This window comes from Lapidilactobacillus wuchangensis (assembly GCF_003946645.1).
Taxonomy (GTDB): Bacteria; Bacillota; Bacilli; order Lactobacillales; family Lactobacillaceae; genus Lapidilactobacillus; species Lapidilactobacillus wuchangensis.
On sequence record NZ_RHOU01000007.1, the window covers coordinates 87,703 to 104,063 of the forward strand.

The 16,361-nt window shown below is 37.5% G+C and carries 15 protein-coding genes; 4 read left to right on the plus strand and 11 right to left on the minus strand.

The features are described from left to right. Positions 1 to 73: 73 nt before the first annotated feature. Complete coding sequence (gene chvE / locus EKM82_RS07285; RefSeq protein WP_125767640.1) at positions 74 to 1,174, minus strand: multiple monosaccharide ABC transporter substrate-binding protein; 1,101 nt, start codon at positions 1,172 to 1,174, stop codon at positions 74 to 76. Between the two features lie 238 nt (positions 1,175 to 1,412). On the opposite strand from chvE, the gene EKM82_RS07290 reads away from it, so the two are divergent. Genes EKM82_RS07290 through EKM82_RS07300 form a run of 3 tightly spaced genes read left to right on the plus strand, consistent with a single transcriptional unit; the run spans position 1,413 to position 5,384 of the window. Further along, complete coding sequence (locus tag EKM82_RS07290) at positions 1,413 to 2,378, plus strand: ABC transporter substrate-binding protein (RefSeq protein WP_125767641.1); 966 nt, start codon at positions 1,413 to 1,415, stop codon at positions 2,376 to 2,378. An 8-nt stretch (positions 2,379 to 2,386) separates the two neighbouring features. Then, the gene (locus EKM82_RS07295) at positions 2,387 to 3,829 is read left to right on the plus strand and encodes a sensor histidine kinase (protein WP_125767642.1); all 1,443 of its coding nucleotides are present in this window, start codon (positions 2,387 to 2,389) and stop codon (positions 3,827 to 3,829) included. Beyond that, entirely contained in the window at positions 3,822 to 5,384 is a 1,563-nt protein-coding gene (locus EKM82_RS07300) for a response regulator transcription factor (protein WP_125767643.1), read from the plus strand. The genes EKM82_RS07295 and EKM82_RS07300 overlap by 8 nt, the downstream gene beginning before the upstream one ends. 209 nt (positions 5,385 to 5,593) lie before the next feature. On the opposite strand, the gene EKM82_RS11955 is transcribed toward EKM82_RS07300, so the two are convergent. The 10 genes from EKM82_RS11955 to arfA form a co-directional block, all read right to left on the minus strand. Continuing rightward, the gene (locus EKM82_RS11955) at positions 5,594 to 5,683 is read right to left on the minus strand and encodes a putative holin-like toxin (protein ID WP_125767644.1); all 90 of its coding nucleotides are present in this window, start codon (positions 5,681 to 5,683) and stop codon (positions 5,594 to 5,596) included. Positions 5,684 to 5,839: 156 nt separating this feature from the next. Continuing rightward, entirely contained in the window at positions 5,840 to 7,057 is a 1,218-nt protein-coding gene (locus EKM82_RS07310; RefSeq protein ID WP_125767645.1) for an arabinan endo-1,5-alpha-L-arabinosidase, read from the minus strand. 87 nt (positions 7,058 to 7,144) lie between these two features. Continuing rightward, positions 7,145 to 7,399: a DUF6171 family protein gene (locus EKM82_RS11960; protein WP_125767646.1), complete on the minus strand. Its 255-nt coding sequence runs from the start codon at positions 7,397 to 7,399 to the stop codon at positions 7,145 to 7,147. Continuing rightward, positions 7,380 to 8,831 carry an alpha-N-arabinofuranosidase gene (locus EKM82_RS07320; RefSeq protein WP_125767647.1) on the minus strand — a complete coding sequence of 484 codons (1,452 nt, stop codon included), beginning with the start codon at positions 8,829 to 8,831 and terminating at the stop codon, positions 7,380 to 7,382. Before EKM82_RS07320 ends, EKM82_RS11960 begins: the two co-directional genes overlap by 20 nt. 17 nt (positions 8,832 to 8,848) lie before the next feature. Then, positions 8,849 to 9,808 carry a glycoside hydrolase family 43 protein gene (locus EKM82_RS07325; protein WP_125767648.1) on the minus strand — a complete coding sequence of 320 codons (960 nt, stop codon included), beginning with the start codon at positions 9,806 to 9,808 and terminating at the stop codon, positions 8,849 to 8,851. A 31-nt stretch (positions 9,809 to 9,839) separates the two neighbouring features. Next, on the minus strand, positions 9,840 to 10,460 hold the full coding sequence (locus EKM82_RS07330; RefSeq protein WP_125767649.1) for a YesL family protein: 621 nt from the start codon (positions 10,458 to 10,460) through the stop codon (positions 9,840 to 9,842). A gap of 28 nt (positions 10,461 to 10,488) precedes the next feature. Continuing rightward, entirely contained in the window at positions 10,489 to 11,355 is an 867-nt protein-coding gene (locus EKM82_RS07335; RefSeq protein WP_225419685.1) for a carbohydrate ABC transporter permease, read from the minus strand. A gap of 13 nt (positions 11,356 to 11,368) precedes the next feature. Continuing rightward, positions 11,369 to 12,301, minus strand: a complete 933-nt coding sequence (locus tag EKM82_RS07340; protein WP_125767650.1) for a carbohydrate ABC transporter permease — start codon at positions 12,299 to 12,301, stop codon at positions 11,369 to 11,371. 59 nt (positions 12,302 to 12,360) lie between these two features. Next, complete coding sequence (locus tag EKM82_RS07345; protein WP_125767651.1) at positions 12,361 to 13,704, minus strand: ABC transporter substrate-binding protein; 1,344 nt, start codon at positions 13,702 to 13,704, stop codon at positions 12,361 to 12,363. Between the two features lie 14 nt (positions 13,705 to 13,718). Then, complete coding sequence (gene arfA / locus EKM82_RS07350; protein WP_125767652.1) at positions 13,719 to 15,218, minus strand: arabinosylfuranosidase ArfA; 1,500 nt, start codon at positions 15,216 to 15,218, stop codon at positions 13,719 to 13,721. 204 nt (positions 15,219 to 15,422) lie between these two features. Between arfA and EKM82_RS07355 the strand changes: the two genes are divergently transcribed. Then, positions 15,423 to 16,328, plus strand: coding sequence for an ArsR/SmtB family transcription factor (locus EKM82_RS07355; protein WP_125767653.1), 906 nt, complete (start codon positions 15,423 to 15,425; stop codon positions 16,326 to 16,328). Positions 16,329 to 16,361 lie beyond the last annotated feature (33 nt).

Sequence of the window (16,361 nt, forward strand, 5' to 3'; positions counted from 1 at the left end):
TGACAACATTTTCATCAAATTGACCGTTAAATTGAGAAAGGACCGAAGCCAGTTCGATCCTCACTCACTTCAATTATTCTTTTAATTGTGATTCTTTATAATAGTCGGTATCAATTAATTCAGCCTTGTAATTTTCTTTATCAACTGAAACTGGTTTAGACAGATAAGTTGGCACAACTTTCACACCATTATCATATGTTTTTGTATCATTAACTGGTACTTTCTTACCCGCACTAATGGCTTTAATCATTTCAATCGTATTTTTTGCTAAAATCCGAGTGTCTTTAAAGATTGTTTCAGTTTGCTCGCCGGCAATAATTGACTTAACCCCTGCAACAGTTGCATCTTGTCCAGTAATAACCGGTAATGGCTTACTTTCAGATCCATAACCAACACCTTTAAGTGAGGAAATAATTCCTAAACTAATTGGATCATATGGCGATAAAACAGCATCTAAATTTTTATCAGTATAATTTGCACTTAAAAGGTTATCCATCCGAGCTTGTGCTGTTGATCCATCCCAACGTAGTGTCGCAATCTGATTAAATTTAGTTTGACCAGAAGGTACAACTAGTTGCTTACTCTTAATGTAAGGTTTAAAGACGGACATGACACCATTGTAATTAATCAAAGCATTGTTATCGTCTGGAGAGCCACCAAACAATTCAATGTTGAATGGTCCTTTTCCATCTTTCAATCCCAACTTGTCTTCAATATAAGATGCCTGTAAAACACCAACACCAAAATTATCAAACGTCGCATAATAGTCGACATATTTTGAATTCATTAACAAACGATCATAGGCAATTACTTTAATATTCTCTTTATGGGCTTTTTCTAAGACATCAGTTAAGGCTGAGCCATCAATGGACGCAATTACTAATGTATCAACACCCTTAGTAATCATATTTTCAATTTGAGCAACTTGGTTTTCTACTTTATCTTCACCGTATTGCAAATCAGTTTTATAGCCTAACTTCTTTAGTTCTTTGACCATGTTATTACCATCGGCAATCCAACGTTCAGCGGATTTAGTCGGCATGGCAATGCCTACATAACCTTTATTTCCCGCACTATCTCCAGAACTAGATTTTTTACTACACCCAGTTAATGCACCCAATCCCATTAACAAAGCCGCCATAGTAATTGCTACCTTTTTCAAATTAATTTTCATGCACCTGAAACCTCCATCTCTGCATTTGATTACTTCGCTAGTATAGCGCTTACATTTTTACGATTCATTAATTATCTTTTTAACAATTATTATTTTCTTTTGAATTCTATTCTGAATCTTGATTTTTTTTAGAATCTCTTAGATTTTTATTTTAAAGTTCCGATATATCAGCAAATAAAGCGCTTTTTCTGCTAAAATGAAGATAAATAAACTTGCTTATCTGCGGAGGATGTCCCTCATGCGTAAAATATCTTTGCTATTCTTGCTCATCATATTTCTTTTTGCCGGTTGCAGTAAAGCGCCAACAAATGATGGCGTCCATAATCCAGTAATCGGTTTTTCACAGTCTGGCACAGAAAGTAGCTGGAGAAAAGCTCATACTAAATCGATCAAAACCGAGCTTAAAAAGAACGACTATGAGGTACTTTATCGCAACGCCTTTATGAACCAGGAGCAGCAGCTTCAAGACGTACGAACTTTTATTTCATACAAAGTTGATTTAATCATTATCGCCCCCTTGCAGGAAGCAGGCTGGGATAACGTGTTGAGAGCGGCAAAGAAGGCCCATATCCCAGTAATTATTGTTGATCGTCATATTGATACTGCGGATCAGACTTTATTCTTAACTCACATTGGGCCAAGTTTTAAAGCTGAGGGAAATCGAGCTGGCCTTTACGCTACCAACTACTTTGCTGAGAAGAAGCTTGATTCAATTGACATTCTCGAATTGGTTGGACTACCAGGAACTTCACCGAGTAAGTTAAGACATGACGGTTTTCGCGAAACAATTTCACGAGATTCTAGAATGAAAATAACCTCAACGTTAGTAGGCAATTACACTAGAAATAAAGCTTATGATGTCGTTAATAAGTATCTGCAAACTCACAAAAATAAATCATTCAACATTCTTTATAGTCATAGCGATGAAATGACCCTAGGAGCACTGTCAGCATTAAAAGAAAACCATATTAAACCCGGTCGAAATATTGTTGTGATCACAATTGATGGGCAAGAGAATATCATTAAGAAGCTAGCTAATGGTGAAGTGAACTGTGTTGTTGAGTGCAACCCAGATGTTGGTTGGTATGTCGTTAACGCCATTAATCGTCATTTTTCTGGTCATCAATTAGCTCACGAAATATATATTTCTGAAACAACCTTTTCTGAATCAAATATTGATAAAATCCCTACTAGAAATTATTAGAGGTACTCATGCGTTCAAATAAAAACTTAAGTATCAAACAAATATTTTCTCAAGTTAACCGACTAATGCTCATCTTTGCGATTTTGCCTCTATTAATTAGTGCCATTATGTATTCCAGACAAATCTTAGCCTATCAGCATACACTAACTAATATTCAAAACGCTAATAACATAGCAGCCAAAGTAGACAATGATGTTCTAGAGGAAATGTGGGATGTTGTGACTGGTCAAATCACTGTTAAAAGATACGAACAGAAAAGTATTGTTCAGGAATTGCAAAATGAAATTAATACATTACAAAAAAATATTACTACCAGTGAAGAACGAAGTGTTTTGGATGTATCTTCTCGGGTAATTGATACACTTAATGATCAGCAAAACGAGATTATTACTAATCTGGCTCATGATAATTCATATGATGCAAATACCGAGATAATGACACAGGTGAAGTCTGCTACAACACTGCTATCAAAAATATTGCAAGAATTTGTTCGAATTGAAATTAATATGGCCAACAGTAAGAATCAAGAATTGATTCATTCGTTTGTTTTTTTAACGTTATTTGAAGTAGTCCTTGTTATAATCGCCATTTATATTTCTCAAAAGAATCATCGTTTTTTAGTTAAAAACGTGGAACAACCATTGCACAATTTGGCTGAAATTTCCACTGAACTTTCAAAGGGACACTTTAACTATCGCTTATCAGTACCACAAACACCAGAGCTGGCAGCACTAACCATGAGTCTAAATAATATGGCCGATAACCTAGTTCGTTTACTCGAAGAAAACGCTCAGAAACAATATTATTTGGCACAAAGTGAAGCACGAGTTTTACAAGCACAAATCACACCGCATTTTGTTTACAACAGCGTTGATGCCATTATTGCGCTTATTGAGCAGCAGCAATATGAGGAGGCTAAAGAATTAACATTTGCACTCTCAGACTTTTTTAGAATTTCTCTAAGCAAAGGTAAAGACTGGATACCTATTGACACTGAAATTCGACATGCAACTGATTACTTGAAAATTCTAAAAATACGTTATGGCGAAATGCTTAACTATCAAGTCAATATACCACCAGAAATAAAATCTTATCGAATGTTAAAAATGATTTTACAACCAATTATTGAGAACGCTATTTACCATGGAATTAAATTTACCCGACGTGTTGGCTTAGTAACACTGTCTGCAAAAATTACTGGAACTAATATTATTTTTACAGTCACTGATAATGGTATCGGGGTAAAGCCAGAACGACTAAAAGAAATTACAACAGAATTAAAACGTGGTATTGAATCAGACACTAGTATTGGTTACGGCCTCTTCAATGTAAACAAACGATTATTACTTTATTATGGCAAAGATGCTGCAATTGATTTCAAAAGTAATTATGGTCAGGGAACGACTGTTGTAATAACAGTCCCTAAAAAAGGAGCTAGCGAGCGTGTATAAAACTTTCATTGTTGAAGACGAGCATCTAATTCGTGATAGTCTAAGAACTCAAATTATGAAGTTAAGTCAACAATACAACATTTCCTACGCTGGAGAGGCCAGCGATGGTGAAATGGCTCTGGCGTCAATAATTGAATTACAGCCAGATATTATTATTTCTGACATTAAAATGCCTTTTATGGATGGCATCTCTTTTGCCAAAGAGGCGCGAAAGATTTTGCCATGGTGTCGAATTATTTTTATAAGTGGTTTTGATGATTTTGAATATGCTAAAGGCGCTATTCAGGTACAGGCAGATAATTATCTTCTTAAACCAATTAAAAACGAAGAACTGACTAAAACAATTATTGAAGCAATTAAAAACCTAGATTTAGCTAAGCAAAACCAACAGATTAAATCCGAAAGTTCACTCTTTTCTGACATTCAAAAAAGTAACTTTCTCGATGAGCTATTTAAGAACGAGTTAACAGTTCCTGAGACGCTGGAAAAGGCAGATAACCTTTTCCAGCGCCAATTGGCAGGAAAAAACTATACTGTCTTACTGGCAAATAATCATTACAATAATTCATTAGCTGATTATACTCAATTTAGTAAATATTTAAATTACCTATTTATAACTAATCCCAATACCATCTTTTCCAGTATGTCTTCGAATTATATTAAATTTCTCGTTTTTGCTAATAATCGTGTAAGCACTTTGGAAACTAGCTATCAAATTGCGAATACTCTAATTCATGAATTAGACCGAAACATAATTGGTAATATTGCCGTTGGGATTGGCCCTGTTGTTGAACGGCTCAGTGATATTTCTTTTTCTTTTGAAAACGCTCAAAACTTATTATCAACCTATGGTAACGTTCGTACTGAAAAGATTATTAGTTTTGAGGACGATATGAAGGAAGGCGAGCTCTCCCCAACTCATCCTTTCAAAATGGATCTTGCTAAAGAAATTACGGAACTTTCAACAAAGAATCATGACTACTTAATTCAAAGACTGATGCAAACTCAAGGAAGCCATGAGCGAACAAGGATGTTTCGTTTCTTCATATTGACTGAATTACGAGGATTAATTCAGCGCCGAGGTGATTTTGACGAATCTTATTCAGCTGAATTAACTAATCTAAATGACTTAATCTCAATCGCCAATAATAACGAAGAATACCAGGATATTTTAGTCTCTGCTATTAATTACTTGCGCAAAACAAAAATTCAACCTTCAATGTCTAAATATCAAAGTGTCATCAATCAAGCAATTAATTATATTAACGCTAATTATACTGATCCCGATATTTCACTAAATTCAGTTGCGGCAGTTGTTTCACTTAGTCCTGCACATTTTAGCACCATATTTTCACAGTCATTAAATCAAACATTTATTGAATATTTAACTGAACAAAGAATAAAATATGCAAAAATGCTACTAACCAATTCCAATAAAAGACTAGCCGAAATTGCGCTAGACATTGGTTACAACGATCCAAATTATTTCAGCTTTCTCTTTAAAAAGAAACAAGGAATATCACCTACTGAATATCGCCAGAAGTTTATGAACTAACCTAATTACCATTACCTAAAAAAATAGTCTGTTATGCAGATAATTCCGCAAACAAATTGGCCAAATGAGTACCTTCATGCTACAATGAAGATACTAAAAGAAGCGTCCAGGCGGTATACTGAACGCTCCACATGAAGCCGTTATAATGGTGGCTGTTATTTTTGTTGTAAAACCGCTAACTTGCCAAAGTGATCAGCGGTTTTTTTGTGCTATTTTTTTCGATAATCGCTGGCTGTCAGTAGTGTAATGACAAACATGCCAAAGCACAACATTAAATCCAGCGTATCTTTAACAGACACTTGCTGCTCCTTTCATTGAAGTCTGTCTGCTTTAGGATTTTTCCATCAGCATCAGTCCCTTCCAATCAGAACAGCCACCGCTTAACCTCTCCATGTATCATTAGACTAACATATTGATCATTAGTTATCAATTCAACTTCTAATAATTTGATTTCTTTAACTTAATTGGAGCCAGACAGCACTTCCCTGTTTATCCATACCAAGCAAGTAATTTCTCCACGCGGCTAATTCCCAATCATAGCTACGAACAACTAAATAGCTGGTCAAGGTATCTAATAGCGCTTGATTAATGACTACTTGGTGGCTAGGGATTAGTTCAGATGTGGCCGGCCAGCGAATAATTTCACCAGTCTGTTGCTCATTTATATTTTGCTCCAATTGAATTTGTTGCTCACCAGGATGATAAAAATTGGGCGATACCACCGGCCAGCCATTGTTTAGCCAGTACAACTTGCGAATAAAACCATACGAACTATTTTGCAAGGCGTGGTCACGAACATGGTGGACCATAAACTGTTGCTGGTCATCAGTGAAAATTGAATTATGACCAGGGGCAACCCAAGGATAGTGTTCGGCAAATTGATAACTACCTAGAATCTTGGTACCAATTTGACCATAGTCAGTGCCTTCAGGATAAATAACAGAATTGCTCTTAAAGTCCACATAAGGTCCGGTGATTTCTCGTGATCTTGCCACGCGAACATGATACGACCAGGTCAACGAATCGTACGACATAAACAAATAATAATAATCTTGATCTGATTGATATTGAATAAAACAACCTTCAATGGCACCATCTTGTGCTCGACTTGGTCGTTGGGCGATTTGAGTCCCCTCATCATTGGCAACCTTGGTAAAACCAGTTTTCGCATCAATCGCCACAATATAAATTCCACCGAAGAACGATCCGTAGACTAGCCAATAATCACCATTACGATCTGCAATTAAGTTTGCATCAATGGCATTTTGGCCATGTTGCTGGCCATTGGTTTTCACAACAAGGCCTTGATCTTGCCAAGGACCAGCTGCACGATCGGCCGTCGCCAGACCAATGCAGGATGTACGACTGCCAAATGTCGAAGCAGAATAATACATCAGAAACTTGGTGCCAACCTTTTTAACTTCTGGGGCCCACAATCCGCTAGCCTGACTCCATTGCCTGGCTACTGCTGGAACGCCGGGCAAAGCAGTTCGCAAATATTGCCAATGTTGTAAATCCGCAGAAACTCGAATTTGGGCACCAGCTGTTGGCTTACCGTCTACCGCGGTATCTGTGGAAAACAGGTAATACTTATCTTGATCTTTAACGATTGTCGGATCATGAACGCCAATCAAGCCCCATTGATCTTGAGCCCATTTTGTTTGCGAAATCATTTCATTAAACTCCTCTCAAAAATAGCTAAACTAAATAAACACCCTCAGAATCAAACCTGAATTCTGAGGGTGTTCTGACTTAATGTGTCACCATTTATTTAAGGGACACTTTTTATTATTTAAACTGGCGCGGAATCGACAGTAACAACCGCACTTCTGACAAAGACCATTTTGAAAAAAGGGACAAGTTCGGCAAATTGCCAAACGCTGCTCACGTAAATCGTCGGTCACAAAATGGCCCACTTCCAGAGCAAGCTGTTCGTCAATTAGTGCTTCAGTATCTTGGCGATCAAGGCCTTCTAATAAATCGCAGCGAATACAATTATTTTGACGTTTTGACATGTAAAGTCACAACACTCATTGCTGGAATTGTTGCAGTGACACTTTGCCCAGATAACTGCACGTTCTGCAATTTTTCTGGTGCAACGGCATCTGGTTGATCAAAGTCGTTATGCTGATCCATCACTTGACCACTTAATACCTCACCAGTAACTGCCGTAATTGCTTCGTCGAAGTCAACCTGTAAATCATCAGCTGCATCCAAGCCATAGTTGCATAAGGAAACTAGATATTCCCCGTCTTTTTTTGAAACAGAAACACTAGTTGTTGCTGCTAACTGCTGATCAGTGACCATTGTTTCAGCATCTTGATGGTCCAGAAACATTTTGAACACATAGTATGTTGGTGTCTTAACCATTTTGGCACCATCTGTCAAAATCATCGCCTGCAAAACATTAACCATTTGGGCAATGTTCGCCATTTGTACCCGGTCAGCATGATCTTGGAAAATATGCAAGGTAATTGCAGCAATCATTGCATCACGAATCGTATTTTGTTGATATAAGAAGCCTGGATTAGTCCCAGGTTCCACGGCCAACCATGAGCCCCACTCGTCCACAATCAAGCCAACGCGTTTATCAGGGTCATATTTATCCATGATGGCACTATGTTTAGTGACTAATTCGTCCATCTTTTGAGCACTCTTAATGAGGGAGAACCATTCTTTTTCTGGGAAACCCAAAGCAGGTCGTTTGTCTTCCCATTCTGAGGCCAATGCATAATGATGCAAGCTAATGCCATCCATTAATGGCGCAGCATTTTTCATTAAAACGTCCATCCAATTGTAATCATCAATATTAGGACCGGAAGCAATCTTATAAATTGGTTCTGCACCATTATAATTACGGACAAAGGTTTGATAGCGGCGATACAAATCTGAATAGTATTCAGGTCGCATGTTACCACCGCAACCCCAGCTTTCGTTGCCGACGCCAAAGAATTTCACGTGCCAAGGATCAGGATGACCATTTTTAGCCCGTAGATCGGCCATTGGTGAAATCCCATTAAAGGTCATATATTCAACCCATTCTGACATTTCTTGAACTGTGCCACTACCAACATTACCGTTAATATAGGCTTCAGTATTTAGTTGTCGACAAAGTTCGAAAAATTCATGGGTACCAAAGTGGTTGTTCTCAACGACACCACCCCAATTGGTATTCACAATTTTTTTACGATCTTCGCGCGGTCCAATACCGTCACGCCAATGATACTCATCAGCAAAACAGCCACCTGGCCAACGAAGAACGGGCACCTTAATTTCTTTTAGTGCTTGAACAACATCAGAACGAATGCCGTTAACGTTGGGAATATCTGAGTCTTCACCAACCCAAAGTCCTTCATAAATACAGCGACCTAAATGCTCCGAAAATTGGCCATAGAGATACTTGCTGATTTTATGGCGTTGTTGATTATGAACAGTAATTTTTGACATGAAGTTAATTATCCTTTCTAGTTGTCGCCAGGCTCACCGAATACTGGAAATCCCTGATCATCCCAAGTAAAAGCTTGGGCATAGGCATGTCGATCAGGATTAGCTAAGGAATCACCGGTAATACCGTGATTATCATAAGGACGAGCGTGATAAACCAAAATATCGGTTTGCCCATCTGGCGTCGTTGTAAAACTATTGTGACCGGGACCAAACAAATGATTCTTGGGTGAACTCTTGAAAACTGGGTGATCAATTTTGTGCCAAGAATAGGCATCAAGTAAATTACTGTCTGCATCAGCCCAAAGTAAGCCCATGGCATAATTCTCGTCAGTGGCGCTCCCGGAATAAGTAATCAATACCCGATGATTCCGAATCAAAACTGCTGCGCCCTCATTAACTTTAAAACCAATTTTTTCCCAAGAATGCTCGGGAATTGAGAGTAAAGTTGGTGCGGTGGCTAAAGTCCAGGGATTACTCATTTTTGCTAAGTAGAGGTTCGAATTGCCCGGAATTGCTGGTGCTTGCTGGGCCCATAAATAATAAAGTTCATTTTTAAATTCGAACACAGTGGCATCAAGGCTAAAACTATCCTGTGGCGTTTTAATCTGCCCTTTAACTTGCCAATTCGTGGTCATTGGTGATGTTTCGGAACATTCAATAACGAACATCCGGTGATGGTGTTGTGCATTACGCACTGACTCATCATCAGCAGCGGCAAAATAGATATACCACTTGCCATTGAGATAATGAATTTCCGGCGCCCAAATCAAACGACTCATAATGCCAGTTGCTGGCGCCTGCCAAACACTCACACGTTCCCCATTTTCTAGTTCTGACAAATGGCGAGCACGTCGAACTTCAATTTCCTGATAACCCGGCACTGAACCAGTAAAATAATAATAACCATCCGTATGATAATATACCCAAGGATCGGCACGTTGTAGGACGATCGGTTGTTTTTGTTCCGCTTCTTGCATAATTAACTCCCTACTAAAATTAAAAATAATACTATTCGTTACTTGGCGCTATACGCTTTTTGATATTTTCGTTAAGGAAATATACTTGAATCAAAATAATAATGCTGAAATAACATGCCACAAAAATAAAAGAAAACCTGATTGTCAATAACGTTAACGTTGCTACAAAAACAAAGAAAACAATTGATGCAATAGGAAATACCATTGGCATAACCATTATTTTCTTGATAAGCACTTTACCAAATATTATCTGTTCATCCATCAACAGATAAACATTGGTCAGAAATACATATACTAATAAAACAATCAATAATGTTAAAGCAAAAACCTTGATTTGGGTTGGCATTAAAGCTGTTGCGTTAAAATCAAACATCAAGATTAAATATATCGGAATATAAATCAATGCAAACTTATTTATCATCAAAAAATCAGTTCGATATTTTCTATAAAAGTCCTTACTAATTTCTTTAAAAGAACTTTCATCCTCTTTTTTCAAAATACCATTATTAATCAAAAGAAAGACAGCGCGAGTACTAGGAAAGATCCCAAAAACTCCCAATCCTGCAATGGCACCCATAATCCACAAAATATTAAGTAAAAAAATCACTTCAATAAAATGTAGCACAACCATTATTTTTTGCGCCCATCCCATACTACTCACACTCCATATCCTAATTTGATTATCCCTTAGTACCTGATAATGCAATTGATTCAATAATTTGTTTCTGGAAAATCAAGAAAATGATTAATACTGGTAACAATGCAACAAATGACATAGCCATAATTAATGGATAATCAGTTTGTGTAGCATATGTTGCCGACAAGTTTGCAATAACAACTTGCAATGTCTGCTTTTCTGGTGAATTTAAGTAGATCAATGGTGCCAAGTAATCATTCCACGCACCCATAAACCATAAAATAAATTGTGCAGCTACTGCAGGCCGAATCAGTGGGAAAATAATACTTGTAAAAATCTTTGTATAACCAGCACCATCAATTTTGGCGGACTCTATTACTGAATCTGGCACACTTTGTAAATATTGTTTTAAGAAGAAAATCATTGTAATGTTACCAAACAATCCTGGAACAATTAATGGCTTCAGTGTATCGACCCACCCAATCTTGGAAAAGATCATAAATTGGGGAATCATAACGGCTGGGTACGGCACCATTAATGCAATTAACAAAATTAAGAAAATTGTGTTTTTAAATGGCAATCGTAACTTTGCAAATGAGAAAGCTGCGACACTAGATGTAATTGACCCGATAATTGTTACAGTAAAGGAAACAATTATTGTATTTTTAAAACCTGCATACATTTCACTTAATGAGAACAGACGCTTATAGGCATCCCAACGTATTGGATTGGGGATCCATTGTGGTGGCAATTGGAAAACACCCATTTTATCTTTCAATGATGTCGAAACCATCCAAATCAATGGTCCAACCATAATAATGCCACCGAGTATAAGAATGATGTAGATCAGGATATTGGCGCCTGTACTTTGACGTTTAACCTTTTGTTGCGTGTTTTTTGACTTGGCCACTGTACAGTTCCTCCTAACTTAATTTGTAATCCGATTTCCGATTAACATAGAACTGCAAGGCAGTAATAATAAAAATCAGAATACCAAGGATCATTGACATAGCAGAGGCATATCCCATTTGGAAGTTTTTGAATGCTTTCTGCCAGATGTACCAAACAATTGTCGCTGAACTATATTCAGGACCACCAGTTGGCGTCATAATGTTAATTTCTGTAAAAATCTGTGAACCGCCAATAACATTGGTAATAATTAAGAAGAACGTAACTGGACGACACATTGGCCAAGTGATGTTCTTAAACTTCTGGAAAGCATTAGCACCATCCAGATCAGCAGCTTCATAGAATGATTTCGGTACACTCTGAATTGCTGCCAAATAAAGTAACATGGAGTAGCCTAAGCCCTTCCAAACACTCATTGCAATAATAGCCGGTTTAACAGTATGAACATTTTGTAACCAGTTTGGCCCCTTAATGCCAACCAATGCTAGTACCTGGTTAACTAAGCCGTAATCGCCGTTGTATGCCCATTGCCACATAATTGCGATGGCTGCCAAAGAAGAAATAACTGGAATATAATAAACGACTCGGAAAAAAGTTGTCCCTTTTAAGCCACGACTCAAAGCTGATGCCAAAAGAAACGATAATATTAACCCAATTGGAATACCCAACATTAAATAAAAGGTATTTCCCAATGTTTGCCAGAAATAATTATCTTTCATCATTAATTGGAAGTTTCGCCAACCGGTAAAGGTCATCTCACCCAAACCGTTCCAATTAGTGAAGGAAGCGAAGATCGAATAGATTAATGGTAATAGTGTAAAAATAGTAAACCCAATCACAGGCAAAACAATCATTAATAACGCTGCTCGATGTTCGTCGCGATATAATTTTGAATCATGATGGAAAAATGTTTTTTTCTTTTTTTCTACGACGGTTTCTTCAGTCATATTTAGACCTCCTGAACAGGAAAAGGATGGGCAATCTCCCATCCCTTTCCAAATTTAATCTATTTTTGTGCAGTAGCCTTTAATTGCTGATTAGCAGCATCTAATTTTGTCTGCATCTTAGGTTGTTCTTTCTTAACATATTCTTTAGCAGTAACTTTACCATCAAGAACTGGTTGAATATCAGTCATGAAGACGTCATACCATTCAGAGTTGTATGTGGTTGCTGCAGGCATTGCCCGACCATAATCGTTAACAATTTGTAAGAATTCTTCACGATTAGCAGGTTTTAATGATTTATCATCAGCCCAAGTTTGTGCCATATTCTTTAAGTTAGGAATTTGTACACCAGCATCAACTAATGTCTTTTGTGCTTTTTTATTAGTTGACAGGTATTCAGCTAATTCAACAGCATCTTGACTATATTTTGTTTTGTTGGAAACACCAATACCTAATGAACCTACATAAGTTGCTGACTTACCAGTCTTACCTGCTGGCCAAGGCATTAAATCATAATCGAATTTCAATTTATTGTAAGTGCTCAAGTCCCAAGGTCCTACCGGGAAGAAGGCCAGTTCACCTTTCATCCAACGTTGATAGGTATCAAGTGATTGAGATTCCTTAGCAGAAGGTGTGATATGGTACTTGTTTTGGAAATCAGCGAAGTATTGCAATGCTTCAGCAAACTGTGGTGTATTGATTGTTACCTTGGTTTTATTCTTATTTGTCCAGTCGCCACCATTGCTCCAAACAAATGCTTGTAAACTCCAGTTAACATTGAAACCAGTAGCATATTGATCGATCTTGCCGTCGCCATTGGTATCCTTAGTTAATTTCTTAGAAACTTCAATGAATTGATCCCAAGTATATGGTTTGTCCTTGTCAGGCAAAGGAATATTGTTCTTTTCAAACATCGTCTTGTTATAGCCTAATGACATTGGGCCAACATCTTTAGGTAAGCCATATAATGGGCCCTTGCCAACAGTCTTGCCATTGGTACGATAACTATTCACGCCATATGACCATACGTTATCCAAATCAATATTTGATTTCTTAACTTCTTTGCTAATGTCTTTCAAAACGCCATTATTAACATAAGCTAATAAATTATTCTGCTCAATATAGAAAACATCAGGAACTTTATTACCAGAAATAGCTGCCTGTAATTTAGTAGCATAATTATCAGCACTGGTCACAATTATTTTCACGTTAACATTCTTGTGAGTCTTCTCGAATTGTTTAATTGCCTGCCCATATGCTTTCTTTTCATCTTCACCACCACGATACATAAATGTAATTGTGTGTTTCTTAGAATCAGATGAAGAACTCTTACTACCACAAGCTGCCATCCCTAAAACCATCATGGTTGATAATGCGACTAACCCAAGCTTTTTCCAAATTTTCATTGTATTGACACTCCCTATGCCTTATTTAATGCAATTCTGATTACATTCCAAGATAGTGGTTTCAACTGAGCAGTTAAGTTATCGGCTTCAACTGATACAGCTGAATTGTTCACGAGCTTCATTTGCCCTTGCTCGTTGGTTTCTTTCACATCATATCCGGCGAATTCAGTTGCCATTAGCACGTGGTCGAAATTAAGATTGCCGGCGCTGACATTTAATTCTAAACTTTCCTTAGCAGAACGATTGACTGCAAAAACGGTCACTGTTTGTTGATCTTCGCTTAAAACCGCAATACTTTCTAAATATGGTACTTGTTCAAACTGTTTGGTTTCATAAGTTGGTGAGCTTTGAATCGGAGTTAGTGCGGTTCCGCGACCATACTCTGAGGCTTGCATGAATGGGAAGAAAATTGATTGTTGCCAAGCTTTACCATTCTCAGAGGTCATAATTGGGGCAATCACATTAACTAATTGTGCTAAACAAGCAATTTTTACTCGATCTGAATGTTTCAGTAAAGTAATCAACAACGTGCCAACAAGCAAGGCATCTTCAAAATTATAAATATCTTCCAATAAGTGCGGGGCAACCTGCCATGGCTTATTGTCAGCAGTTTGTTGATCAGAGTGATACCAAACATTCCATTCATCGAAGGAAAGATTGATTGTTTTATGGCTGTGACGTTTGGCCTTAGCAGCGTCGCAAATTGCGAGAACGCCAGTGATAAAATCATCCATATCTAGACTTTGAGCTAAATAATTAGCTGTATCATTATCGCGATTGCCGTAGTAACGGTGCAACGACAAGTAATCAATTTGATCATACGTATGGTCAAGCACTGTCTGTTCCCATTGACCGAAAGTTGGCATATCTAATGCTGAGCTACCACAAGCAATCAGCTCAATATCTGGATCAACCAGCTTCATTGCTTTCCCAGTTTCTTCAGCAAGGCGACCATATTCATCGGCGGTTTTATGACCGATTTGCCAAGGCCCGTCCATCTCGTTGCCTAAACACCAAGTTTTAACATTGAACGGTTCTTCAGCACCATTTTGGCGACGTAAATCACTATAATAAGTGCCTTGGGGAAAGTTGCAATATTCTAGCAAATGACGAGCAGCATCTAACCCGCGCGTTCCAAGGTTAACTGCCATCGAAACATCAGAGTTAACTTTCTGTGACCATTTCATAAATTCGTGAAGGCCAAATTCGTTAGTCTCTACTGTTCGCCAAGCTAAGTCAAGACGTTTTGGCCGATTTGCTACTGGGCCAACACCATCTTCCCAGTTATAGCCGGAGACAAAGTTGCCTCCTGGATAACGGATGATTGGTACATTTAGTTCTTTTACTAAATCAATGACGTCCTTTCGATAACCGTCCTGATCCGCGTATGGTGAATCAGGTTGATAAATCCCGGTATAAACTGCACGTCCCATATGCTCAATAAAAGAACCAAATATGCGTGGATCAATCTTAGCAACGCTAGTATGTGTGTCTAAGATCAAGCTTCCTTTCATATTCGTTCCTCCTTTAATTAACTACATAGTTATATATATCATCATTTGTAATCGCTGTCAATAACATATAAGTAATTCTTTCTAGAATTATAAAATGTAACATTAACTAAAATATTAACTACATTTGCTATCAAATTTGTTGACTAAGCTTTAAAAAACATTTATATTAAGTAAGTAAAATATAATTAACAGAAGGATAATGCTATGCAACTTGATATTTCAAACGATTCGTTACCGATATATGAGGCTTTAGCAAGTGATGTTCGTCTCAAAATCATTCGCTTATTATCAAAAAATAAAATGAACATCAAGGACTTGGCTAAAGCACTTAATATTAGTAGTGCGATTGTCACCAAACACATTAACAAATTAGAAACCGCGGGGTTAATTAAAACTGAAAGGATTCCAGGAAAATCGGGATTACAACGAATTTCAATCTTAAAGGTTGATCAAATCAACATTGAATTTCCCCAAAAGATTTACCATTCCTTTGAAAACTACGAATCCAGTATTCCTGTTGGTCATTTTGTTGACTATAAGGTTTCGCCGACCTGTGGTTTAGCCACTACTAGTCATTTCATTGGTGAAGTGGATGAGCCTAAATACTTTATGGATTCTGAACGAATGGATGCCGGAATTCTCTGGTTTACCAAGGGGTTTGTCGATTACAAAACACCTAATCTTCTTAAGCCCAAGGAACGTCTTGAACAAATTGAAATCAGTTTTGAAATTTCTTCAGAATTTCCTTTCACTAATAATGAATGGCCCTCTGATATTAGCTTTTCACTTAATGGTACCGAATTAGGCACCTGGACTAGTCCTGGTGACTTTGGTGACGCTCGCGGCAAGTACACACCAACTTGGTGGCCAACTAATATTAACCAATACGGCTTATTAAAAACGTTACGAATTACGAAAGATAATGGCACTTATATTGATGGTGATTCTCTTTCAAACATCAACATCTCCGATTTCAAAAACGTCGAAGATATTTGGGACTTCAAAATTGAAGTTAAAGCTGATGCGGAACACGTTGGTGGGGTTACCTTATTCGGCAGTGGTTTCGGAAATCATGACCAAAACATTGTCTTTAAAGTTTATTACAGTTAAAAACCATACAAAAAAGCACTTCGGAAAAATTTC